Origin of the sequence: Streptomyces sp. NPDC053427 (assembly GCF_044544985.1) — a bacterium.
Classification (GTDB): Bacteria; Actinomycetota; Actinomycetes; order Streptomycetales; family Streptomycetaceae; genus Streptomyces.
Map to the genome: position 1 here is coordinate 23,231 of NZ_JBITYA010000003.1, position 26,338 is coordinate 49,568.

Consider the following 26,338-nt stretch of genomic DNA (forward strand, 5'->3'; position numbering starts at 1 on the left):
GGCCACGCCGACGGCGCCGGCGTCGACCCCTCCCGCGCCTTCCGCGACCTCGGCTTCGACTCGCTCACCGCGGTGGAACTCCGCAATCGCCTCGGCGCGGCCACCGGTCTGCGGCTGCCGGCCACGGCCATCTTCGACTACCCGACCGTCGCCGCCCTCGCCGAGCACCTCCTCGTCGCACTCCTCGGCCCCGACGCCGCATCGGACCCCGACCGCCCGGACCTCTCGCCCTCCCAGCTGGAGGACGACCCGATCGTCGTCGTCGGCATGAGCTGCCGCTTCCCCGGCGGCATCACCTCGCCCGAGGACCTGTGGCGCCTGGTCAGCGAAGGAGCCGACGTCGTCTCCGACTTCCCGGCCGACCGCGGCTGGGACCTGGACCACCTCTACCACCCCGACCCGGCGCACACCGGCACCTCGTACACCCGCTCCGGTGGGTTCCTGCACGACGCCGCCGAGTTCGACGCCGACTTCTTCGGGATGAGCCCGCGTGAGGCGATGGCGACCGACTCCCAGCAGCGACTGCTGCTGGAGTCGTCGTGGGAGGCGATCGAGGGAGCCGGCATCGACCCGCTGTCGCTGCGCGACAGCCAGACCGGCGTGTTCGCCGGCGTCATGTACAGCGGCTACGGCACCACACTCGACGGCGCCGAGTTCGAAGGCTTCCAAGGGCAGGGCAGCGCGCTGAGCGTCGCCTCCGGACGTGTCTCCTACACGTTCGGCTTCGAAGGCCCGGCGATGACCGTCGACACCGCCTGCTCCTCGTCCCTGGTCGCCCTGCACCTCGCCGCCCAGGCCCTGCGCGCCGGAGAATGCTCCCTGGCACTGGCCGGCGGTGTCACCGTCATGTCGATCCCCGACACCTTCGTGGAGTTCTCGCGGCAGCGTGGCCTGGCCCCCGACGGACGCTCGAAGGCGTTCTCCGAGTCCGCCGATGGGGTGGGCTGGTCCGAGGGCGTCGGCATGCTCCTGCTGGAGCGGCAGTCGGACGCGATGCGTAACGGTCACCAGATCCTGGCCGTCGTCCGTGGCTCGGCAGTCAACCAGGACGGTGCGTCGAACGGTCTGACGGCGCCGAACGGTCCGTCGCAGCAGCGCGTCATCCGCCAGGCTCTGGCGAGCGGCGGTCTGTCGACCGGTGATGTCGATGTGGTGGAGGCGCACGGTACGGGGACGACGTTGGGTGACCCGATCGAGGCGCAGGCGCTCATCGCCACGTACGGCCAGAACCGCGCGGACGACCGGCCGCTGCTCCTCGGCTCCGTGAAGTCGAACCTCGGCCACACCCAGGCAGCCGCCGGTGTCGCCGGCGTCATCAAGATGGTCATGGCGATGCGGTACGGCGTCCTGCCCCGCACCCTGCACGTCACCGAGCCTTCCTCGCACGTGGACTGGTCCGCGGGCGCGGTGGAGCTGCTGACGGACCGGACGGCCTGGCCGGAGACGGGGCGGGTGCGTCGTGCCGGTGTGTCGTCGTTCGGTATCAGTGGGACGAATGCGCACGTCATTCTGGAGCAGGCAACGGCCGTTGACGAACGGGTTGTTGAGTCGGTGGTGTCGGTGCCTGGTGTGGTGCCGTGGGTGCTGTCGGGTAAGTCGCCGGAGGCGTTGCGTGGTCAGGCGGCGCGGCTTCTCGGTCACCTCCAGGCGCGTCCGGAGCTGCGGGCGGTCGACGTGGCGCTTTCCCTTGTGACGCAGCGGTCATTGTTCGGGCATCGTGCGGTGGTGCTGGCCGGTGATCATGAGGAGGCGGTGCGGGCGCTGGCTGCTGTCGCCTCCGGTGAGCCGGATCCTTCGGCGGCCGGTGGTGTGGTGGTTGCGGGGCGTTCGGCGGTGTTGTTCTCGGGTCAGGGTGCGCAGCGGTTGGGGATGGGGCGTGGGTTGTATGGCCGGTTCCCTGTGTTCGCGGAGGCGTTGGATGGCGTACTGGCTGTGTTAGAGGGTGAGTTGGGTGGGTCACTGCGTGAGGTGATGTGGGGTGAGGATGCCGGTTTGTTGGGGGAGACCGGGTGGACTCAGCCTGCGTTGTTCGCGGTGGAGGTGGCGCTGTTCCGGTTGGTGGAGAGCTGGGGTGTGCGGCCGGACTTCGTGGCGGGGCATTCGATCGGTGAGTTGGCGGCCGCGCATGTGGCTGGGGTGCTGTCTCTTGAGGATGCGTGCCGTCTGGTCGCCGCCCGCGCCACTCTCATGCAGGCACTTCCGGCTGGCGGGGCGATGGTCGCTGTGGAGGCGACCGAGGATGAGGTCATCACGCTGCTGACGGATGGTGTGTCGATTGCCGCGGTCAATGGACCGGCCTCTGTGGTGGTGTCGGGTGCGGAGGCTGCCGTGGTGGCTGTGGCGGATCGGCTGGCCCGGCAGGGTCGTCGTACCACCAGGCTGCGGGTTTCGCATGCGTTCCATTCGCCGTTGATGGATCCGATGCTGGATGAGTTCCGTGTGGTGGTCGAGGGACTGTCGTTCTCCGAGCCGAGCATCCCTGTCGTATCGAATCTGACGGGTGATGTGGCGTCCGCCGAGGAGCTGTGTTCGGCCGGGTACTGGGTGCGGCATGTCCGTGAGGCCGTCCGCTTCGCCGACGGCATCCAGACCCTCGAACGCGAAGGCGTCACGACATTCCTCGAACTCGGCCCCGACGGCGTCCTCTCCGCCATGGCCCGCGAATCCCTCACGGACGACGTCGTCACCGTGCCCGCCCTGCGCAAGAACAGCCCCGAGGAACGCTCCCTCCTCGCGGCCGTCGCACAGCTGCACACCCGCGGCGAGACGATCGAATGGACGGCCTTCCTGGCACCGACCGGTGGCCGCTGCGTGGACCTGCCGACGTACGCCTTCCAGCACCGGACGTTCTGGCCGATCGCTACCCGGAGCGCCGCCGATGTCACCTCCGTCGGCCTCGTCGCCGCCGAGCACCCGCTGTTGGGCGGCCTCGTCGAACTGGCCGAAGAGGAAGGTGTGTTGTTCACCGGACGGCTGTCCGTGACGTCGCATCCCTGGCTGGCCGACCATGCCGTCATGGGGCAGATCGTGTTGCCCGGCACGGCACTCCTGGAGTTCGCTCTCCGCGCCGGTGACGAGGTGGGCTGCGACCACGTCGAGGAGCTGACCCTCGCCGCACCGCTGGTCCTCCCGGAGCGCGGCGGTCTTCGGACCCAGGTGCGCGTCGGTATCCCCGACGACGCCGGGCGCCGCAGCGTCACCGTCCACTCGCGGCCGGAGCACTCCGTAGACGAGCCGTGGACTCAGCACGCCGCGGGCGTCCTCGTCAACGGCCTGCTCACGGTATCCGACCCGTTCGACGCGACGGCGTGGCCTCCTGCCGACGCCGAGCCCGTCAACCTGGAGGATTTCTACGGGCACCGCGCCGCCGAGGGTTTTGCCTACGGGCCCGCGTTCCAGGGACTGCGCGCGGCGTGGCGGCGGGACGACGAAGTGTTCGCCGACGTGTCACTCCCCGAGGGCGCACGGGGTGATGCGGCCGCCTTCGGCCTGCACCCGGCTCTGCTCGACGCCGGCCTGCACGCGGCCTGGCTCGCCGGGCCGTCCGGTGAGCCAGATGGACGCGAGGGTGGGCGCCGCGATCCGTCCGGCGACGGCGCGCAGCCGGGCAGCGTTCCGTTCTCCTGGAACGGAGTCTCCCTGACCGCCTCCGGCGCCTCATCCGTCCGCGTCCGGCTCCGCCGTCACACCGACGGAACGCTCACCCTGGCCATCGCGGACACCACCGGCGCGCCCGTGGCCACCGTGCAGGCCCTGGCGATGCGAGCCGTCTCCGCGGACGCACTGAACGCCACCGCGGACCACACCCGCGACGCGCTCTTCCGCATCGACTGGACGACGATTGCCGCACCGGCCGCCGACACGGGACAGGTGGCGGTGACACTCATCGGCGACGATCCCTTCGGACTCGCCGAGCGCCTGCGCGAGGGGGGAACCGAAGTCGACGTCCTCGCCGCACTGCCGGCCAACGACGAGCTGTCAGGTCTGTTCCTGCTGCCCGTCGCCGCACCCGGCGAGTACGACGGGGACTCCGTCCCCGCAGACACCCACGCTCTGACGCAAAGCGTTCTGACATCGATTCAGAAACGCCTGGAGGACGAGCGGTTCTCCGCTGCCAGGTTCGTGTTCGTGACGCGTGGTGCCACGACGGGTGCGGATGTGGCCGGGGCGGCAGTGTGGGGGCTGGTGCGCTCGGCCCAGTCCGAGAACCCGGGCTGCTTCGGTCTGCTCGACCTCGACCTCGACCTCGACCTCGACCTCGACCCGGACCGGGATCCGGTGAGCCTGGCGCTGTCCGCCGTCACGTCGGATGAGCCGCAGCTCGCGGTGCGTGGGGGCGAGGTCCGTGCCGCGCGTCTCGTCCGTCGGCCTGCTCCCGAACCCGCTGCTGTTCCGGAGTTCCGTGTAGGTGGTGAGGGCGCGGTCTTGGTGACCGGTGGTACGGGTGGTCTGGGTGCTGTGGTGACTCGGCATCTGGTGGTGGCGCATGGTGTGCGGGATCTGTTGTTGGTCAGTCGGCGTGGTGGGGCGGCCGAGGGGGCGCCCGAACTGGTCGCGGAATTGGGCGAGTTGGGTGCGCGGGTCGCGGTGGTGGCCTGTGATGTGAGTGACCGTGCTGCGGTGCGGGAGTTGCTGGATCAGTATGTGGTGTCGGCTGTGGTGCATGCCGCGGGTGTGGTGGATGACGGCATGGTGGGGTCGTTGACGCCGGAGCGGTTGGCTGCGGTGCTGCGGCCGAAGGTGGATGCGGCGTGGCATCTGCACGACCTCACACGCGAACTTGATCTCGACGCGTTCATCGTCTTCTCCTCCGTCGCTGCCCTGTTCGGCAATTCCGGTCAGGCCAACTACGCGGCAGGCAATGCCTTCCTCGACGCGTTGATGACGCGACGCCACGCCGAGGGCCTGCCCGCCCTGTCTCTGGCGTGGGGCCCCTGGGACCAGGCGGACGGGATGGCGGGGCGGCTCACCGAAGCCGAGTCCGAGCGCCTCGCACGGTCCGGAGTCCCGGCCCTCAGCGTCGAGCAGGGCCTCGCCCTGTTCGATGCCGCCCTTGCCACCGGCGATGCGGCCCTGGCGCCCGTCCGTCTCGATCTGCCGGCCCTGCGTGCGCAGGGTGAGGTACCACCGCTGCTGCGGTCCCTGATCCGCACCCGCTCGCGCCGCGCGGCGGTCGCGGGATCGGCCACCGCCAGCGGCCTGGTAGAGCGCCTGTCGCGCCTGACCACGACCGAGCGGTCGGAAGTCCTCCTCGACCTCGTCCGCGGCCAGGTCGCCCTGGTCCTCGGTCACGCGGATGCCGCGGCCGTCCATCCGGCGCGCGCCTTCCGCGAGCTGGGCTTCGACTCGCTCACCTCGGTGGAACTCCGGAACCGTCTGAACACCGTCACCGGCCTGCGGCTGCCCGCCACCATGGTCTTCGACTATCCGACCGTCGAGGTCCTGGTCTCCTTCCTCCTCGACGAACTGCTGGGTGCCGATGCGAAGGTGGCCCTGCCAGCGGTGCGCCGTACGGCGGCGGTCGCCGACGATCCGATCGTGATCGTGGGCATGGCGTGCCGGTATCCGGGTGGTGTTGCGTCGCCGGACGATTTGTGGCGGCTGGTCACGGAGGGCAGCGACGTCATTTCCGGATTCCCGACGAACCGTGGTTGGGACATCGACGGCCTTTACCACCCGGATCCCGATCACCTCGGTACGTCCTATACGCGGTCGGGTGGGTTTCTGCATGAGGCGGGGGAGTTCGATCCGGGGTTTTTCGGGATGAGTCCGCGGGAGGCGTTGGCGACGGATGCGCAGCAGCGGTTGTTGCTGGAGGCGTCGTGGGAGGCGGTGGAGCGGGCGGGTATTGATCCTGTGGGGTTGCGGGGTAGTGCGACGGGTGTGTTTGCGGGGGTGATGTACAGCGATTACTCGGCTGTGCTTGCGCGTCCGGAGTTCGAGGGTTTTCAGGGGAGTGGGAGTTCGCCGAGTCTGGCGTCGGGTCGGGTGTCGTATGCGTTGGGGCTTGAGGGTCCTGCGGTGACGGTGGATACGGCGTGTTCGTCGTCGTTGGTGGCGATGCATTGGGCGTTGCAGGCGTTGCGTTCGGGGGAGTGTTCGCTGGCGTTGGCCGGTGGTGTGACGGTGATGTCGACGCCGTCGGTGTTTGTGGATTTTGCGCGGCAGCGGGGTCTGTCGCCCGATGGTCGGTGCAAGGCGTTCTCGGATGCGGCTGATGGGGTGGGCTGGTCGGAGGGTGTCGGGGTGTTGGTGCTGGAGCGGCAGTCCGATGCGGTCCGTAACGGTCATCAGATCCTGGCCGTCGTGCGTGGTTCGGCCGTCAATCAGGACGGTGCGTCGAATGGTTTGACGGCGCCGAACGGTCCGTCGCAGCAGCGGGTGATTCGTCAGGCTCTGGCGAGTGGTGGTCTGTCGGTCGGTGATGTCGATGTGGTGGAGGCGCACGGTACGGGGACGACGTTGGGTGACCCGATCGAGGCGCAGGCCCTCATCGCCACGTACGGCGGTGAGCGTGACCCTGAGCGGCCGTTGCTGCTGGGCTCGGTGAAGTCGAACATCGGTCATACGCAAGCCGCGGCGGGTGTGGCCGGTGTCATCAAGATGGTGATGGCGATGCGGCACGGGGTGTTGCCGCGGACGCTGCATGTCGCCGAGCCCTCCTCGCATGTGGACTGGTCCGAGGGGGCCGTCGAACTCCTCACCGAGCAGACGGCTTGGCCGGAGACGGGTCGGGTGCGTCGTGCGGGTGTGTCGTCGTTCGGTATCAGCGGGACGAACGCGCACCTCATCCTTGAGCAGCCGGCGACGCTGATTCAGGGCAAGGTCGTCGGCCGCACCGAGGGTCCGGCCGTGGAGCCGGGTGTCGTGCCGTGGGTGCTGTCCGGCGAGTCGAAGGAAGCTCTGCGCGGCCAGGCGGCAAAGCTGCTGGCAGCGGTCGAGGAGCGGGCGGAACTCCGTCCCGAGGACGTGGGACTGTCGCTGGCCACCAGCCGCTCCCTGTTCGACCACCGCGCGGTCGTCCTCTCGACGGGCAGGGACAGGGACACAGGAATCCGGACCCTGGCGGCTCTGGCGGCCGGCGAGTCCGATCCGGCGGTTATCCCGGGCTCTGCTACGACGGTTGCGGGGCGTTCGGCGGTGTTGTTCTCGGGTCAGGGTTCGCAGCGGTTGGGGATGGGGCGTGGGTTGTATGGCCGGTTCCCTGTGTTCGCGGAGGCGTTGGACGGCGTACTGGCTCTGCTTGAGGGTGAGTTGGGTGGGTCGCTGCGTGAGGTGATGTGGGGTGAGGATGCCGGTTTGTTGGGGGAGACCGGGTGGACTCAGCCTGCGTTGTTTGCGGTGGAGGTGGCGCTGTTCCGGTTGGTGGAGAGCTGGGGTGTGCGACCGGACTTTGTAGCCGGTCATTCGATCGGTGAGATTGCGGCCGCGCATGTGGCCGGGGTGCTGTCTCTTGAGGATGCGTGCCGTCTGGTCGCCGCCCGCGCCACTCTCATGCAGGCGCTACCGGCCGGTGGGGCGATGATCGCCGTGCAGGCGACCGAGGATGAGGTGGTGCCGTATCTCACCGACCGTGTGTCGATTGCCGCGGTCAATGGACCGGCCTCTGTGGTGGTGTCGGGTGCGGAGGACGCGGTCTTGGAGGTCGCGGCCCGCTTCGAGGCGGAGGGGCGTAAGACGACGTCGCTGCGGGTTTCGCATGGGTTCCATTCGCCGTTGATGGATCCGATGCTGGATGCGTTCCGTGCGGTGGTCGAGGGACTGTCGTTCTCCGAGCCGACCATCCCTGTCGTGTCGAATCTGTCGGGTGGTGTGGCGTCGGCCGAGGAGTTGTGTTCGGCCGAGTACTGGGTGCGGCATGTCCGTGAAGCCGTCCGCTTCGCCGACGGCATCCAGACCCTCGAACGCGAAGGCGTCACGACGTTCGTCGAACTCGGTCCCGACGGCGTCCTGTCCGCCATGGCGCAGCAGTCCCTCACCGAGGGTGCGGCCACGGTGCCGTTCCTGCGGAAGGACCGGGACGAGGAGACGTCGGCGCTCACCGCGCTGGCTCACCTGCATGTGGCGGGAGCTCGTATCGACTGGGCGGCGTACTTCGCCGGCAGCGGCGCCACTCGTGTGGAGCTGCCGACGTATGCGTTCCAGCGCCGTTGGTTCTGGCCGGCCGGTGTGCCGGGTGGGTCTGCCGGTGGTGTGCGTGCCGTGGGCCTGGGTTCTGCGGGGCATCCGTTGTTGGGCGCTGCGGTGGAATTGGCGGCTGGGCAGGGTGTGGTGTTGACGGGGCGGATGTCGTTGCAGTCACATCCGTGGCTGGCCGACCATGCCGTCCACGGCACCGTTCTCCTGCCGGGCACCGCGCTCCTCGAATTGGCGATTCGGGCGGGCGACGAGGTCGGCTGCGACCGTGTGGAAGAGCTGACCCTTGCCGCGCCGTTGGTGCTGCCCGAGCGCGGGGCCGTCCAGGTCCAGGTCGTGGTCGAGGATCCGGATGAGGCGGGTCGTCGTGCGGTGGGTGTGTATGCGCGCCCGGAGAGTACGGATGAGGTGGCGTCCTGGTCGCAGCACGCTGCGGGCGTTCTGACCTCTGCCGGTGCGTCGGCCTCGGCGTTGGCGTCGGCTGAGGGGTTCGATGCGGCGGTGTGGCCGCCTGAGGGTGCGGTGGCGGTGGACGCCGAGGGTTGTTACGAGGTGTTCGCGGATGCCGGGTTCATGTATGGGCCGGTGTTCCGTGGGCTGCGGGCGGTGTGGCGTCGTGGTGAGGAGATGTTCGCCGAGGTTGCCTTGCCGGAGGCGGCGGAGGGCGATGCGGTCGCCTTCGGTCTGCATCCGGCGCTTCTCGATGCCGCCCTGCACACCGCGCTGCTCACCGGCGGCGGCACCGCCGGAGTGCCGTTCTCATGGCAGGGGGTTTCCCTGTTCGCGTCGGGTGCTTCGGCGCTGCGGGTGCGGTTGGCTCCGGCCGGCCCGGATGCGCTGTCGCTGAATGTCGTGGACCCGGCGGGCAAGCCGGTCGCCTCGATCGACGCCCTCCTCACCCGCACCGTCGCCGACCAGGACATGGTCGGAACCGACGCCCTCGTGCGCGATGCGCTCTTCGGCGTCCAGTGGGCCGCCGTAGCTGCTTCCCCGGGGGAGCGGGCATCGCGGACCGTCGGCCTCCTCGGTGCCGATCCACTCGGACTCGCCGACACGCTCGCCAACTCCCGCGTTCCCGTGGAGGTGTACGAGACCGTGGATGCACTGGCGGCGGCGGAGACGCCCGTACCGGATGTCGTGCTCGTGGGCGTCAGCGCTCAGGCCGATTCCGCCGTTGCCGAGTCGGCCCACCGGCTCACGGCCGACGCTCTGGGGACGATCCGGAAGTGGCTGGCCGATGACCGTCTCGCCGACGCGCGCCTCGTCTTTGTGACGCAGGGTGCGGCCGACGGCCAGGACGTCGCCGCGGCGGCCGTACAGGGCCTGGTGCGCTCGGCGCAGACCGAGAATCCGGGCGTCTTCGGCCTCGTCGATCTTGACGGAACCGATGCCTCGGGTACCGCCCTCGTTGCGGCGCTCGACTCCGACGAACCTCAGCTCCTCGTGCGTGACGGGCGGCTCCATGCCGCCCGTCTGGCCCGACTGGGTCGATTGGCTGGGCCGGCCCGTCCGACGCCGCCCGGCGAAGGTGTCGTCGAGCCTGCCGAGTGGAGCGGAGAGGGCACGGTTCTCATCACCGGTGGGACCGGGGGGCTGGGCGCGCAGTTCGCCAGGCATCTGGTCAGCCGGTACGGCGTCCGCAATCTGCTGCTCGTGAGCCGGCGTGGTTTTGAGGCGCCGGGCGCGACTGAACTGGTTGCGGAGCTCACTGCGCGTGGTGCCGAGGTGGTGGTGCGGGCCGGTGATGTCGCTGACCGGGACACGGTGGCGGCTCTCCTTGCGGGTCTTTCGGAGGCGCGTCCGCTCTCAGCGGTGGTGCATACGGCGGGTGTCCTCGATGACGGTGTGGTGGGTTCGCTGACGGTTGAGCGGTTGGCTTCGGTGTTGCGTCCGAAGGTGGATGCGGCGTGGCACCTGCATGAGGCGACGCGCGGTCTGGATCTCGATGCGTTTGTGGTGTTCTCGTCGGTGGCGGGTGTGTTGGGTGGTGCCGGTCAGGCGAACTATGCGGCAGCGAACGCCTTCCTGGACGCCCTGATGGCGCGGCGCCGGGCCGATGGCCTTCCCGGTCTGTCTCTGGCGTGGGGCCCCTGGGACCAGGCGGACGGCATGGCGGGGCAGCTCAGCGAAGCCGAGGCCGACCGCCTCACACGTTCCGGAATGCCGCCGCTCGCCCTCGACCAGGGCCTCGCGCTGTTCGACGCGGCCCTCACGGCGGACACGCCCCTGGTCGCCCCGGTCCGGCTCGCCGTCGCGGCACTGTCCGCGCAGGACGAGGTGCCCGCCGTCCTGCGCGGCCTCGTCAGGAACCGCACCCGCCGTACGGCGGCAGGCGGTTCCGCCACCGCATCCGGTCTCGTGGAACGCCTGACCGCCCTGCCGGCCGAACGACGTCAGGAAGCACTCCTCGACCTCGTCCGCACACAGGTCGCTCTCGTCCTCGGCCACGCCGACGCGGCCGCCGTGGACGTCACCGCACAATTCCGCGACCTCGGCTTCGACTCGCTGACCGCGGTCGAGCTCCGCAACCGTCTGAGCACGACCACCGGACTGCGGCTGACCACCACGCTGGTCTTCGACTACCCGAATGCCCTCGCACTCGCGGACCATCTGCGGAACGAACTCTTCGGCACCGAAACCGAATCGGCCCTGCCGGTACGGCTGCTCCCGTCCACGGCTGACGACCGGATCGTCGTCGTGGGGATGGCGTGCCGCTATCCGGGTGGTGTGGCCTCGCCGGAGGATCTGTGGCGTCTGGTCGGTGAGGGGGGCGATGCGATCTCCGGTTTCCCGGCGGACCGTGGTTGGGACCTGGACAACCTCTACGACCCGGACCCGGAGCATTTCGGGACCTCGTACTCGCGCTTCGGTGGATTCCTTGAGGGTGCGGGGGAGTTTGATCCGGGGTTCTTCGGGATGAGTCCGCGGGAGGCGTTGGCGACGGACTCCCAGCAGCGGTTGTTGCTGGAGGCGTCGTGGGAGGCGGTGGAGCGGGCGGGGATCGATCCGCTGTCGTTGCGGGGGAGCCGGACCGGTGTGTTCGCCGGTGTCATGTACAACGACTACGGGAGCATCCTGGGCGGTAGGGAGTTCGAGGGTTTCCAGGGTCAGGGCAGCGCCGGCAGTGTCGCCTCCGGACGTATCTCGTACACCTTTGGCTTCGAAGGGCCGGCGGTCACCGTCGACACCGCCTGCTCCTCCTCCCTCGTCGCCCTGCATCTCGCGGCACAGGCCCTGAGGGCGGGGGAGTGCTCCCTGGCCCTGGCCGGCGGGGTGACCGTGATGTCGACACCGGGCACGTTCGTCGAGTTCTCGCGGCAGCGGGGTCTGTCGCCCGATGGTCGGTGCAAGGCGTTCTCGGATGCGGCTGATGGGGTGGGCTGGTCCGAGGGGGTGGGCATGCTGGTGCTGGAGCGGCGGTCGGATGCGATGCGTAACGGTCATCAGATCCTGGCTGTGGTCCGTGGTTCGGCCGTCAATCAGGACGGTGCGTCCAACGGGCTCACCGCCCCCAACGGACCCTCCCAGCAGCGGGTCATCCGTCAGGCTCTGGCGAGTGGTGGTCTGTCGACCGGTGATGTCGATGTGGTGGAGGCGCACGGTACGGGGACGACGTTGGGTGACCCGATCGAGGCGCAGGCTCTCATTGCCACGTACGGCGGTGATCGTGACCCTGAGCGGCCGTTGCTGCTGGGCTCGGTGAAGTCGAACATCGGTCATACGCAGGCCGCGGCGGGTGTGGCGGGTGTGATCAAGATGGTGATGGCGATGCGGCACGGGGTGTTGCCGCGGACGCTGCATGTCACCGAGCCCTCCTCGCATGTGGACTGGTCCGAGGGGGCCGTCGAACTCCTCACCGAGCAGACGGTTTGGCCGGAGACGGGTCGGGTGCGTCGTGCGGGTGTGTCGTCGTTCGGTATCAGTGGGACGAATGCGCACGTCATTCTGGAGCAGGCAACGGCCGTTGACGAAAGGGTTGTTGAGCCGGTGGTGTCGGTGCCTGGTGTGGTGCCGTGGGTGCTGTCGGGTAAGTCGCCGGAGGCGTTGCGTGGTCAGGCGGCGCGGCTTCTCGGTCACCTCCAGGCGCGTCCGGAGCTGCGGGCGGTCGACGTGGCGCTTTCCCTTGTGACGCAGCGGTCGCTGTTCGGGCATCGTGCGGTGGTGCTGGCTGGTGATCATGAGGAGGCGGTGCGGGCGCTGGCTGCTGTCGCTACCGGTGAGCCGGATTCTTCGGCGGCCGGTGGTGTGGCGGTTGCGGGGCGTTCGGCGGTGTTGTTCTCGGGTCAGGGTTCGCAGCGGTTGGGGATGGGGCGTGGGTTGTATGGCCGGTTCCCTGTGTTCGCGGAGGCGTTGGATGGCGTACTGGCTGTGTTCGAGGGTGAGTTGGGTGGGTCGCTGCGTGAGGTGATGTGGGGTGAGGATGCCGGGTTGTTGGGGGAGACCGGGTGGACTCAGCCTGCGTTGTTTGCGGTGGAGGTGGCGCTGTTCCGGTTGGTGGAGAGCTGGGGTGTGCGGCCGGACTTTGTGGCGGGTCATTCGATCGGTGAGGTTGCGGCCGCGCATGTGGCCGGGGTGTTGTCTCTTGAGGATGCGTGCCGTTTGGTCGCCGCCCGCGCCACTCTCATGCAGGCACTTCCGGCTGGCGGGGCGATGGTCGCGGTGGAGGCGACCGAGGGCGAGGTCATCCCGCTGCTGACGGACGGTGTGTCGATTGCCGCGGTCAATGGACCGGCCTCTGTAGTGGTGTCGGGTGAGGAGGGCGCGGTCTTGGAGGTCGCGGCCCGCTTCGAGGCGGAGGGGCGTAAGACGACGTTGCTACGGGTCTCGCATGCGTTCCATTCGCCGCTGATGGATCCGATGCTGGATGACTTCCGCACGGTGGTCGAGGGACTGTCGTTCTCCGAGCCGAGCATCCCTGTCGTATCGAATCTGTCGGGTGATGTGGCTTCCGCCGAGGAGCTTTGTTCGGCCGGGTACTGGGTGCGGCATGTCCGTGAGGCCGTCCGCTTCGCCGATGGCATCCAGACCCTCGAAAGGGAAGGCGTCACGACGTTCCTCGAACTCGGCCCCGACGGCGTCCTGTCCGCCATGGCGCAGCAGTCCCTTACGGGCGATGCGGCCACGGTCCCGCTTCTGCGCAAGGAGCGCGACGAAGAGGTCGCGGCTCTCATCGCGCGGTCGTACCTGCACATTCGGGGAGTCGCGGACAGCTGGCTGGACTTCTTCGCCGGTACCGGCGCTGCCCGTGTCGATCTGCCGACGTACGCGTTCCAGCGCGTCACCTACTGGCCTTCCGGGGCGCAGATCGCCGCCGCGAGCGGCGGTGCGGTCGGACTCACTGCCGCCGAGCACCCGCTGCTCGAGGGGTCGGTCGAACTCGCCGAGGGCGAAGGGGTGTTGTTCACCGGGCGTTTGTCGCTGCGGTCCCACCCGTGGCTGGCCGATCACACGGTCCTGGGCACCGTGCTGCTGCCGGGCACGGCGCTGTTGGAGTTGGCCTTCCGCGCCGGTGACGAGGTGGGGTGTGATCGTGTCGAAGAACTGACGCTTGCCGCGCCGCTGGTCGTGCCCGAACGTGGCGCGTTGCAGACACAGGTGCGGGTGGGTGTCGTCGATGAGAGCGGCCGCCGCACCGTCACCGTCCACTCGCGTCCCGACAATGCCACCGACGCCTCCTGGACCCAGCACGCCACCGGCATCCTGACCGCCGACGGCACCCCGGCCGACACCGGCTTCGACGCCACCGTCTGGCCCCCGGCAGGTGCCGCCCCCCTCGACACCGAGGAGTGCTACGAGCGCTTCGCGGAGAGCGGCTTCGGCTACGGGCCGGTGTTCCAGGGCCTGAAGGCCGCTTGGCGTGACGGCGAGGTCCTGTACGCGGAGGTCGCCCTGCCGGAGACCGCAGCGGACGACGCTGCCGCCTTCGGTCTGCATCCGGCTCTTCTCGATGCGGCCCTGCACGCCGCGCTGCTCGCCCATGACGGCGAGGACGGCGAGGACGGCGAAGACGGCCCCCGCGGACTGCCGTTCTCCTGGGAGGGCGTCTCCCTGTACGCGAGCGGCGCGACCGCGCTGCGGGTCCGGCTGGCCCCGGTCGGCCGGGATGCGCTGTCGCTGAGTGTCGTGGACCGGGCGGGCGCGCCGGTCGCCTCCGTCGACTGCCTGCTCACCCGCACCGTCACCAGCGAGCAGATGCGATCCGCCGGCGGCGACCCGTACCGGGACTCCCTCTTCGGTGTCGACTGGAACACGATCGCGGCCGCGGAGCCGACCCGGCCGGTAGCCGTGGCCTTGGTCGGCACGGACGCGTTCGGCCTGGCCGGCACGCTCGCGGACACCGTATCGGCCACCGACATCCATGCCGACCTCACCGCGCTTGCCGCATCGGACGGGCCCGTGCCGGACGTCGTCCTCGTCCCGGTCGCCGGGACGCCGGCCGGGACCGGCGCGGCGCCCGATGTGCCCGGTGCCGTCCGCGAGGCTGCCGGTCAGGTGCTGGCGCGGCTCCAGCAGTGGCTGGGGGAGGAGCGGTTCGCCGCGTCGCGGCTGGTGTTCGTCACCCGCGGAGCGGTCTCCGTGGACGATTCCGGAACCCCGGATCTCGGGGCCTCGGCCGTCTGGGGTCTGGTCCGGTCGGCGCAGAGCGAGAACCCTGGCTGCTTCGGCCTCATCGACCTCGACCCGGCGCTGGGCGCCGCACCGGCCGCGCTCGCCGACGCCCTGGCCACCGTTGCAGAGGAACCGCAACTGGCCCTGCGCGGCGACAAGGTGAGGGCCGCCCGCCTGGCCCGGATCGCCGCACCGCAGACCGCGCCCGTCGGCGACGGCATCGCGGAGGGGCCGGACCGCGACGGCACCGTACTCATCACCGGCGGCACCGGAGGCCTCGGCGGGCTCCTGGCCCGGCACCTCGTCGCCGAGCGTGGCGTGCGAAGCCTGCTCCTCGTCAGCCGCAGTGGACTCGCGGCCGACGGCGCGGAGAAACTGGTCACCGACCTCGAATCCCTTGGGGCCGAGGTGACGGTGCGGGCCTGCGACGTCGCCGATCGGGGCGCTGTGGCGGCCCTTGTCGCGAGTGTGCCGGACGAGCACCCGCTGACAGCGGTCGTGCATACGGCGGGTGTCCTGGATGACGGTGTCATCGGCTCCCAGACGCCCGAGCGCCTCGACACGGTGTTCCGGCCGAAGGGCGACGCCGTCTGGTACCTCCACGAGGCGACCCGCGCTCTGGACCTGGACGCGTTCGTGGTGTTCTCCTCCGTCGCCGGCGTGCTCGGCGGCGCCGGCCAGGCGAACTACGCGGCGGCGAACACGTTCCTCGACGCGCTGATGGCGCAGCGCCGGGCCGAGGGGCTGCCCGGTGTGTCGCTCGCGTGGGGGCCGTGGGACCAGGCGGGCGGTATGACGGGCACGCTCACCGACGCCGAGGCCGACCGCCTCGCGCGTTCCGGAATGCCGCCGCTCGCCGTCGACCAGGGCCTCGCGCTCTACGACGCGGCCACGGCCGGCGGCAGGGCCCTGACCGTGCCGGTGCGGCTCGACCTCGCCGCCCTGCGTGCCCTGGGCGACGTACCGGCGCTCCTGCGCGGACTGATCCGCACGCCCGCACGGCGGGCCGTGGCCGGCGCCACGACGGAATCGGCGGACGCGCTCACCCGGCAGCTCGCCGGGCTCGGCTCGCAGGAGCGCGACGAGGTCCTGCTGAAGCTGGTGCGGGGACAGGCGGCCGTGGTGCTCGGGCACGCGGACGGCTCGGCGATCGGAACGAGCCGGCAGTTCCGGGACCTCGGCTTCGACTCGCTGACGGCCATCGAATTCAGGAACCGGCTCAACGCCGCCACCGGGCTGCGCCTTTCGGCCACCTTGATGTTCGACTACCCGACGCCGGCCGATGTCGTCCGGCACCTGCGCTCCCAGTTGGTCACCGAGGAACGCACCGGAGCGGACTCCGTCCTGTCCGTCCTCGACAGCCTGGAGAAGGCCCTCGCCGACCTCACCGTCGACGACCTCCAGGAGCACCAGCGGGTGGCCGGCCGGATCGAGGTGCTCAGGGCCAAGTGGGCCGAGCTGCGCCGCCAGGACACGGGCGCCGACGAGGGCGTGAACGACGCGGACATCGAGGAGGCATCCGACGCCGACATGTTCGCGATGCTCGACGACGAGCTCGGCCTGAACTGACGCACCGGAGGGAAGACGGGCGGCGAAAGTCTAGGGATTCACCCACTGTGCGGGCATGTCCAATGAATTCCGCGGCCCACAAACGATTTTGCGGGCCGTGGTGACTCGGGGAGTGAGTCACTCGGTCCCCTGATGGAAGGCGTTCGCGAGGTGCCACGGCCCTGTCCCCCCGCCGCGGCGTCCCCCTGAGCCCGCCTTTCGGCACGTCCCGCTCGGTTCCACCTTTAGGAGATCCCCCACATGACGACGTCCACCGAAGAGGGCCTGTGGGCGCGGTGCTTCCACCCCGCACCATCCAGCCCCAGCCAGCTCTTCTGCTTTCCCCACGCGGGTGGCTCGGCGTCCTTCTACTTCCCCGTGTCCGCCCAACTGTCGTCCGTGGCAGAGGTGTTCGCCATCCAGTACCCGGGGCGGCAGGACCGGCGCAAGGAGGTCGGCCCCAGCGATATCGCCGCTTTCGCCGACCAGGTCTACGGCGCGCTGCGTCCGGCCCTGAAGGCCCGGCCCACCACCTTCTTCGGCCACAGCATGGGCGCCACACTGGCCTTCGAGGTGGCCCGGCGTCTCGAGGCGGACGGTGGTGAACTCGTCCACCTTTTCGCCTCCGGCCGTCGCGCACCCTCCCGGACCCGCGACGAGAACGTCCACCGGAAGACCGACGAAGGCATCGTCGAGGAACTGAAACTCCTCGCCGGAACCGACACCGCGCTCCTCGGCGACGAGGAGATCCTGCGGATGATCCTGCCCGCGATCCGGAGCGACTATCAGGCCATCGAGACCTATCGCTGCGCGCCCGACGTCACCGTCCGGGCACCGCTGACGGTGCTCACCGGCGACAGCGATCCGAAGACCTCGCTCGACGAGGCGGAAGCCTGGCGCGGCCACACCACCGGACCCTTCGACCTGCGCGTTTATCCCGGCGGACACTTCTACCTCACCGCCGAGGCCCCGGCTGTCATCGGCCTCCTGAGGCAGCATCTCGCCACTCGGAGCTAGCCCGGCGCTCTGCGCCCGGCACACCGCAAGAGCGCAGAGCCAGTAGCTCCCTTCCCGTACGGAGTCTCCCGAGGACGGTTGCACGACGACCGTCGCACGCCGCTCCGGCCGCCCGCGTCCGCCGCCCGCCCACCCCCGCAGGCGGCGCGCCGCGTTCTGATACAGGCATCCGGCGTCCCGTCGTGATCGCATCACGGAAGTCGGCCGGAAACACATAGGTTCTGCGTCTGATTCCTGCCAGAGTTATTCGCTCCTCGAAATGTGGCGCGGCACCACGCAGTTCAGCATGCGCGTATGAGTGAATCGGCTCTCTTCGGATGCATCGGCGTAGGGCGGACGCGGCTGAGCCCATGAGGGAGAGAGAACGAGATGCAGGACCGGCCCGATTCCTCCGGTTCACCGACCACGTTGGTGGGGCGCGACGACGAACTGCGCGTGCTCACCCGGCACGCCGAGGACGCACGAGGCGGACGCGTGGGCCTGGTGATGGTGCACGGCCCGGCAGGGATGGGCAAGACCAGCCTGCTGCGTACCTTCATCGCGAGCGACGCCTGCCGGGACATGACCGTCCTGTACGGCTCCTGTGCCGAGACCGTGGCAAGCGCCGGCTACAGCGGAGTGCGGGAGCTGTTCGGCGTGCTGGGCCTGAGTGGTGCGGACGCGCGGAACTCGCCCCTGCTGCAAGGGTTTGCCGCCCGTTCGCTACCGGCGCTCGCCGACCGCCCGGCCGACGGCGACACCGGCGACGTCACGACGGCGTACCCGGTGCTGCACGGGCTGTACTGGCTCGCCGCGCAGCTCATGACCGAGCGCCCGCTCGTGCTCGTCCTCGACGACGTCCACTGGTGCGACGAGCGCTCACTCGGCTGGATCGACTTCCTGCTGCGGCGTGCCGAGGACCTGCCGCTGCTGGTGGTCCTCGCCCAGCGCAGTGAGGCCGAACCCGTCGCGCCCGCCGTGCTCGCCGACCTCGCCGCTCGGCGCAGTCCTACCACCGTCGCCCTGCGTCCCCTGGGCCACGACGAGGTGGGGGAGCTGGCACGACAGGTCTTCCGCGGCGCGGCCGCCCCGTCGTTCGTCGCACGCGCAGCTGCCGTGTCCGGCGGCAATCCGCTCAGCCTCCGGCGCCTGCTCGAAGAATTGCGTGCCGAGGGCGTCGCACCGGACGCGCACGGCGAGCGCCGGGCCGCCGAGGTCGGCAGCGATCTCCTCGCCCGCTCCGTCGAAGTCCTCCTCGACCGGCGCCCGCCCTGGGTACGGGACGTGGCCCGCGCCATCGCCGTACTCGGAGAGGAGTCCACCGAACTGCTCGCCGCACTCGCCGGTGTGCCCGCGGCCCTCGTCGACGAAGGCGTGCTGGTCCTGCGGCGCGCCGGCATCATGGCCACCGACCGGACCGACTTCGTCCACGACGTCGTCCGCGCGGCCGTTCTCGACTCCCTCGACCCGCAGGCTCTCGACGACCTGCGCACCAGCGCGGCGCTCCTGCTCAGCGATGTGGGACGACCGGCCGAGGAAATCGCCGGACAGCTCATGCTGTTACCCGTGCTCGACCAGCCGTGGATGACGGGCGTGCTGCGCGACGCCGCCGCGCACGCCGAGAAACGCGGCGCCCCCGAGGCCGCGGTCCGCTGCCTGTACCGGGTCATCGAGAGGGAACCCGACAGCGTGGACGTCCGCATCCGCATGGCCGGAGCGCTCGCCGAGTTCAACCCGCCGGAGGCCATCCGGATTCTCCAGGAGGCCCTGCCGCTCGCCGCCGACCCGCGGACCCGTGCCCGCGTCGCCGTGCGGTACGGCCTCACCTGCCTCGCGGTCCAGGAGTCACCGTCCGGCGTACGCATGCTCGAAGAGGTGCTCGCCGAGCTGGAGGCCGAACTCGGCCCCGAGCCCGGGCCCGCCGACCGGGAACTGCGGACCGTGGTCGAATCCGTCCTGCTCATCGTCGGCGCCGACGAGAAGTCGACCATCCGCGCCGTCCGCGACCGCGCCGCCCGCCTTGCCGTCCCGCCCGGCGACACACCGGCACAGCGCCAGATGCTCGCCATGACGACCGTCCTGACGGCGATGGGCGGCCGCGACGCCGCCCGCGCCGTCAACCAGGCACGCCGCGCACTCCGCCTCCCGTCCGTCGAGCTGGAGACCTGGTCCCAGCTCACCTCGTCCTTCGCGCTCACCCTCGCCGACGAGATCGACGATGCGCAGTACGCCCTTGAGCGGCTGCTCCAGTACGGACAGGGCAACGCGGCCGTGTGGACCTACGTACTGGCCCTGTCCTCCCGCGCCATCCTCCACCACAGCGTCGGAGCCTTTCCCGACGCGCTCGCCGACGCCCAGACCGCCATGGAGATCATCGGCGAGGAACGCTGGGGCGACAGCGCCGTGCTGCCCCGCGTGGCCCTCGCCACCGTCCTCGTCGACCTCGGGGATCCCGAACGCGCCGAGGACGTCCTCGACGGCATCAAGCGCGGGCGCCTCGACCGCTTCGTGATCGAGTACCACTGGTATCTCACCGCCCGCGCCCGCGCCCGCTGGGCCCGCGGCGACCGCCAGGGAGCCCTCGAACTCTTCCTGGAGTGCGGAAGATCCCTGGAGGAGTCCGCGTTCAGCAACCCGGCCTTCGTGCCGTGGTGGGCCGATGCGGCCATCCTGCTCGCGTCGCTCGACCGCCCCGGCCAGGCACGGGAACTCGCGGAGTACGGCAGCGAACTCGCCGCTCGCTGGGGGACGCCACGCGGACTCGGCCTCGCCCGCATGGCACACGGCGTCGCGGCACCGGGCAAGGAGGGCATCGACCACCTCACCGCATCGGTGGCTCTCCTCGCCGACTCACCGGCCCGCGCCCTTCAGGCCCGGTCCGAGTACCTCCTGGGCCGTGCCCTGGTGCACGCCGGCGAACAGCGGGCCGCCCGTGAGCACTTGCGCATCGCCGGCGACCTCGCGCAGCTCTGCGGCGCCGTCGCCCTCGGGGCCGAGGCCAGGAAACTCCTGGTCACCGCGGGTGGCCGGATCAGGAACACCACCACGTCGCCACTCGGGATGCTGACCGGCATGGAGCGCACGGTCGCGGACCTGGCGGCGAAGGGCGTGAGCAACCGTTCCATCGCGGAATCCCTCTTCGTCACCGTACGGACCATTGAGACTCATCTGACCAGTGTGTATCGGAAGCTCGGGGTTGCCCGGCGCACGGAACTGGCCGCCGTCCTGCGGCCCCGGAACCCGGCGGACCGGGAACCCACCGGACCGGCGGTCCCGGCCTGGGTGACCCAGGCGCGCGGACGCAGTTGAGGCGAAGGGAACGAGAGCGAGCGGTGACGAACAAGAGCTCCGCAGGGCGGAACCGAATCAGCTGTGCCCCGCACTGCCCGCCGGATGCCCACGGCGATGCGACGATGCTGCTCGAATGCCGCCGCGAACAGGACGTCCTCCGCGACCTCCTGGGCGGCCTCACCCGATCCGCCGCCTCGGTCCTCACCCTGACCGGGCGGCCCGGCCATGCGCAGAACTCCCTCGTGCGCTGGGCCGCATGCCGTGCGCGGGCCGGCGGCGTCCGCGTGCTCCAGGCACAGGCCACCCCCGCCGAACGCGAACTGCGGCACGGCGTCGTCCGTCAGCTGACGACCCCCCTCAACGGCGCCGGCGGCACGCTCGACGCGCTGAACCACCTCCTGCGCTCCGCCCGCACCACTCCCACCCTGGTCGCCGTCGAAGACCTGCAGTGGCTGGACCAGGCCTCCCTGACCTGGCTTCAGGCGCTGCTGCGCGGCCTGCCGACCCACATCCCGCTCGCCGTGGTGACCTCCAGCAGCGGCGATGTCATCCTCCCCGGCACCGAGTGCGGTGGGCCCTCGCCCCAGGTGGCCGTGCCCGTCCGACGGGTCGCGGTGCCCGCCCTCACCGATCGCGGGGTCGCCACCACCGTCCTGGCCACCTGCGGGCGCGCCGGGGACGAGGAGTTCGTCGCCGCACTCACCACCGCCACCGCCGGCAACCCGGCCGTCCTGCACGACGTACTGCGTGCGCTGAAGAGCCACGGTCACGCCCCTGTCTCCGCCCGCGTACCCGATGTGCACGCCCTGACGGCCGGCGTCGTCGGAGCGCACGCCGCCCGCGCCCTCGACGGCCTGCCCGCCGAAGTCAACTCCGTGCTGCGGGCGCTGGCCGTCTGCGGCGATCTGCTCGACTTCTCCCTCGTCTGCACCCTCGTCATGTCCCGCACCATCCCCGAGGACCGGATCCGCACCCTGCTGGAAAGCGTCGGCCTCACCGTGTCCGTCGGCGACAAGGTGCACATCCGCTTCCCCGTGTCGAAGGCCCGCGTCCTGGAGGACATGGAGACCGGCGAACGAGCCGACCTCTACGCCCGGGCCGCCGAACTCGCCCACCGCGCGTCCGCCGGCGACGAGGACGTCGCCCACCTCCTGCTGCGCTCACCTCCGCTCGGCGCCTCCTGGGTCGTGCCCGTCCTGCGCCGCAGCTTCGCCGCCGCGCTGCGCAGGGAGGACCACCACCGCGCCTACGCCTGCCTCTCCCGCGCCCTGAAGGAGCCCCTCGACGCCGCCGAGCGCACCCGGCTCACCTTGGAACTCGCCGCCGCCGAAGCCGTCGCCGTGCCGGAGGCCGGCGACCGCCGCCTGGGCGAACTCGTCCGAAGCGCCGACGCCGTGCCGTCAGCCGTCGGGGTGCGCGTACGCGCCGTCGATCTGGGATTCGCCCGCGGGAACAGCGACTGGGCACGCCGCACCGCCGCCGAGGCTCTGCACCGCGCCACCCCTGCCGAGCGCGCGAACCTCGTCGCCCTGTTCTGGCTGGCTTCCATGAGCCGCGACGACGGCGAACCCATGGTCCCCGAAGTTCCCGCGCTGCCCGACCTGCCGCTGTCGCCCGCGCAGGCCGCCACCCGGGCCTGGCAACTCGTCGCCGCGGGCGAGGGCGCAGACAAGGCCAGAGAACTCGCGCGGATCGCGCTCACCGACGACGGCCGCGGCGAGGCGCTCATGATGCCGCGCCTTGCCGCATGTCATGCACTCATCCTCACCGACGACCACGACGAGGCCGGCGCGGCCCTCGACGGCATCCTCGCCACCGCCCGCCGCTCCCACCTGCGCGCCATCACCTCCCGCAGCCTGGCCCTACGCGCCTACCTGCACCTGCGCTCGGCCCGCCTCGACGCGGCCGAACGCGCCCTGGGCGCCGCCGAACGCGCCCTGCCTGCGGCCAGTTGGCACCCCATGACACTGCCGGGACTGGTCGCGCTCCGGATCTGCGTCAGCGTGGAGGCCGGGCGCCTCGACCGAGCCCGCCAGTTGGCCGAGACGCCCTTGCCCGCCGGTGGCGAGGAAGGGGTGTGGTGGTCGTCATTACTGGTCGCCCGCGCCCGCGTGGCCGCCGAGGACGGGCAGTGGCACGAGGCCCTGCGGCTCTCCCAGGAGAGCGGCCGCCGGCTCCTGCGCCGCCAGTGGCACAACCCGGCCGTCCTGAGCTGGCGGCCGCTCGCCGCCCGCGCCTGTCTGGAGACCGGCGACCGAGCCGAGACCCGTCGCCTGCGCGACGAAGAGCTGGCCCTCGCCGACCGCTGGGGCACCGCGAGCGCCCGCGGCATCGCCCGCCTGGAGACCGCCCGTCTCTTCGACGACGACCCGAAAGGTGCCGTCGACCGCGCCCGCGAGGCGGCCGCGCTCCTCAGGAACTCACCGGCCCGCCTCGCCCAACTGTGGGGCCTGGTCCGCCAGATCAAGGCCGAGTCCGCCCAGGGCGACTCCACGGCGGCCGCGCGCTCGCTCGACGAACTGTCCGCACTCGCCCCCGTCCACCCCTCTAGCCGCCTCGGCACAACCGTGGAAGCCCTGACGGCCCAGGGCACGCCGCCCAGCGCCGACCCGGCCGCGCCGCCCACACCCGTCGTACGCCCCGGCTGGGGCACCCTGTCCGAGGCCGAGAAGCGCACGGCCGAACTCGCCGGGCGCGGCCACGGCAACCGCGAGATCGCCGAACAGCTCTCCGTCAGCAGGCGCACCGTGGAACTCCGCCTCAGCAACGCCTACCGCAAGCTGCGGATCGGCGGCCGTGACGAACTGCGCAGGCTCCTCGGCGCCATGGAGGGGGCGGTCACGGATGCTGCTTGAGCGCGAGGCGGAGCTGGTCCGCATCAGGGCGGCACTCGATGCGGCGCAGGCGGGCGACTCCTCGCTCCTCGTGGCCACGGGGCCCCTCGGCAGCGGCCGCTCCGCGCTGCTGTGCCGGCTGCCGGAACTGGTCGACGCGGATACCCGTGTCCTGCGCGCCAACGCCTCCCTCAGGGAGAGCGACTTCGCCTTCGGTGCGGTGCGCCAGCTCTTCGACCCTCTGCTGTCCGCGACCGGCGTCCACAAGGCCCCCGGCGCCACCACCCCGCACGACCGGTTCGGCCCTCCCACGCTCACCGGCGACCGGCCGACCACCGGCACCGGCGGCGCCCTCGCCGACTCCGAAGCCGTCCAGCGGAGTGCGCAGTCGTTGCTCGCCGAAGCCGGCGCCGGCGAGCAACCGCGCCTCCTGATCCTCGTCGACGACCTCCAGTGGGTCGACGGGCCCTCCCTGCGCTGGCTCGCCCACCTCACCCGGCGGCAGCACGGGCTGCGCGCCGTCGTGGTCTGCACCCTCGCAGACGGCGACCACCGCGCGCGTCACCCCCTCGTACGCGAAGTCGTCCGCACCGCCCGCGACGTACTGCCCCTCGCGCCCCTGTCACCCGAGGGCATCCGCACCCTGTTCACCGAGCGGCACCTCGCTCCCGCGCAGGACGCATACGCCCGTGCCGTCCACGACGCCACCGGCGGCAACCCGCTGTTCGTCACGGCGCTGCGGCGCGCCCTGGGCGACACCGGCCGCCCGCCCACCGCCGAACTCCCCGCACTCTGCCCCGCCGAGGTACGCGACCGCATCGCCGGTCACCTGCGGATCCAGCCGCAACCGGTCCGCGATGTCGCCGCCGCCGTCGCCGCACTCGGCGACCACAGCGACCCGACGCTGCTCGCCGAGCTCGCCGGGATCGACGAGGTCGGCTTCTTGGCGGCCCGCCGCGTCCTCACCGAGGCCGGTCTGCTCGCCGCCGGACGCGAGATCCGCTTCGTCCACCGCGTCGTACGCGACGCCGTCGACGCATGCCAGACCCACGCCGAACGTGAACGCTCCCACAACGCCGCCGCCGACCTGCTCTACCGCTGTGGTCGGCCCGCGGAGCAGGTCGCCGCCCATCTCCGCGCCGTCGTCCACCCCGGCAGGCCCTGGTCGGCGACCGTCCTGCGCTCAGCGGCCGATACCGCCCTGCGCGACGGCAGACCCGTCGAAGCGGCCCGCTATCTGCGCAGCGCCCTGCTGCACCACCGCACTCAGGACGAGCACCGCGCCCGCGTCCTGGTCGACCTGGCCACCGTCGAGCGCGCCTTCGACCCCGACGCCTGCGAACGGCACCTCACCCAGGCCATCGCGCTGCTCCACACGCCCGGCGACCGTGCCGCCGCCACCCTGCGCATCCCGCTGACCCTGCTCGGCACCCCGAGCGCGACCGCCGCCGAGCTGCTGCGGGACGCCGCCGCCGCGCTCGACGACGCGGACGTCCCGCATACGGAGCCCGCGGCCGATCTCGCGCTGCGTCTGGAGGCCCGGCTGCGCCACAGCCGGCACGAGACCCCGGTCGAGCTGGAGTCCTCCGCCGACCGCCTGCGCAGCATGGGTCCGAGGCCACAGCTGAACACCGTGGGCGAACGCGAACTGGTCTCCGTCCTGCTGTGGGCGGGCACCCTCGCCGGCAGCCTCACCGGCGAAGAGGCCGCCCGGACCGGCAACCGCATCCTGGAGCGCGAACCGGCCACCGCGGCCCGCGCCCACACCACCCTGCCGCTCGTCATGGCCTCGCTGTGCGCCGCCGAGTCCGTGCGCGGCGCGTCCTCCTGGCTCGCCGGCGACCAGCGCACCCGCCGGATGTACGCGCCGGGCGCCGACGACGTCCTGCAGTGCGCGGAACGCGCATTCGTCCTGATGGCGAAGGGCCGCGCCGCACCCGCGCGGGAGCACGTCGAACGTGCCCTCTCGCTGGATGCCGCGCACTGGCAGCCACCCGCCGTCATGAGCCTCGCGTCGGTCGCCTTCGAACTACGCGACCCGGTGCTCAGCGAACGCATCCTCGCGCACGCCCGGTACCGCAGGCCGGCCGGACTGGCGCTCGGGGCGACCCTGCAGATCCTCCAGGGCGTCACCGACGCCCAGAACGGCCGCAGTCGCAAGGCCCTGGGCACCCTCCTGACCTGCGGCCGCCAACTGGAGGTCGCAGGCTGGCGCAACTCCGCGCTGTTTCCCTGGCGGCCCTATGCAATCGGCCTCCACAAGAGGCTCGGCGAAGCGGAGGCCGCGCTGCGCCTCGCCGAGGACGAACTGGCCTGGGCCCGCGCGTGGGGCGCCCCGACGAGCCTCGGCCGCGCCTTGCGACTCAAGGGCTGGCTGCTGGGCGGTGACGGCCTCGACCTGCTGCGCGAGGCAGTCGACACGCTGCGCTCCTCGCCGTACGAAGTCGAACTCGCCCGCACGCTGGTCCTCTTGGCGCGGCGGGGCGGTGGTCCGGAGGCGGCAGCGCTCCTGAGGGAGGCCGCGGAGATCGCCGCCGCGTGCGGCATTCCGTGGCTTGCCGAGCGGGCCGAGCGCGACCCCGACAGCACCAGGGTCCCGCCGTCCACGGTGCTCACCCCGAGCGAGCGGCGCATCGTGTCCATGGTCGCCGATGGCTTGAGCAACCAGGACATCGCGAACGAACTCGGCGTCAGTTGCCGTGCCGTGGAAAAACACCTCACGAGCTCCTACCGAAAGCTCGGGGTGTCAGGACGGCGCGAACTGGTGACGGCCCTGCCCGGCTGACCGGGTTCCTTCACCTGCATTCCACTCTGCCGAACCGATACTTCATGTGTCACGTGTGGCGCGCGACACGTGCAGGTGTCAGGGATAACCCTGAACGAAAGCAGGGAATCTGAAACATTGGCTCAGGTCTTCCGTCCCG

At 71.1% G+C, this 26,338-nt stretch carries 5 protein-coding genes (1 of these 5 only partly in view); all 5 read left to right on the top strand.

Features of this window, described 5'->3' with window-relative positions:
* Positions 1-16,314: the 3' portion of an SDR family NAD(P)-dependent oxidoreductase gene (locus ACIGWZ_RS08130; protein ID WP_400062050.1), read on the top strand. 16,668 nt of this gene lie to the left of the window's left edge; only the last 16,314 of its 32,982 coding nucleotides appear in the window; its start codon lies off the left edge, out of view; it ends in the stop codon at positions 16,312-16,314.
* A gap of 240 nt (positions 16,315-16,554) precedes the next feature.
* Positions 16,555-17,310, top strand: a complete 756-nt coding sequence (locus ACIGWZ_RS08135; RefSeq protein WP_400062052.1) for a thioesterase II family protein — start codon at positions 16,555-16,557, stop codon at positions 17,308-17,310.
* Between the two features lie 369 nt (positions 17,311-17,679).
* Entirely contained in the window at positions 17,680-20,598 is a 2,919-nt protein-coding gene (locus tag ACIGWZ_RS08140) for an AAA family ATPase (protein WP_400062054.1), read from the top strand.
* Between the two features lie 104 nt (positions 20,599-20,702).
* A complete protein-coding gene (locus ACIGWZ_RS08145) occupies positions 20,703-23,435 on the top strand; it encodes a LuxR C-terminal-related transcriptional regulator (RefSeq protein ID WP_400062056.1) in 2,733 nt (910 codons plus the stop codon).
* Positions 23,425-26,199, top strand: coding sequence for a LuxR C-terminal-related transcriptional regulator (locus tag ACIGWZ_RS08150; RefSeq protein WP_400062058.1), 2,775 nt, complete (start codon positions 23,425-23,427; stop codon positions 26,197-26,199). The genes ACIGWZ_RS08145 and ACIGWZ_RS08150 overlap by 11 nt, the downstream gene beginning before the upstream one ends.
* Positions 26,200-26,338: the final 139 nt, after the last annotated feature.

Excerpts from the sequence above, each read along its gene's own strand:
- ACIGWZ_RS08150 (WP_400062058.1), top strand. The coding sequence starts at position 23,425 with ATGCTGCTTGAGCGCGAGGCGGAGCTGGTCCGCATCAGGGCGGCACTC.
- ACIGWZ_RS08135 (WP_400062052.1), top strand. The coding sequence starts at position 16,555 with ATGACGACGTCCACCGAAGAGGGCCTGTGGGCGCGGTGCTTCCACCCC.
- ACIGWZ_RS08140 (WP_400062054.1), top strand. The coding sequence starts at position 17,680 with ATGCAGGACCGGCCCGATTCCTCCGGTTCACCGACCACGTTGGTGGGG.
- ACIGWZ_RS08145 (WP_400062056.1), top strand. The coding sequence starts at position 20,703 with ATGCTGCTCGAATGCCGCCGCGAACAGGACGTCCTCCGCGACCTCCTG.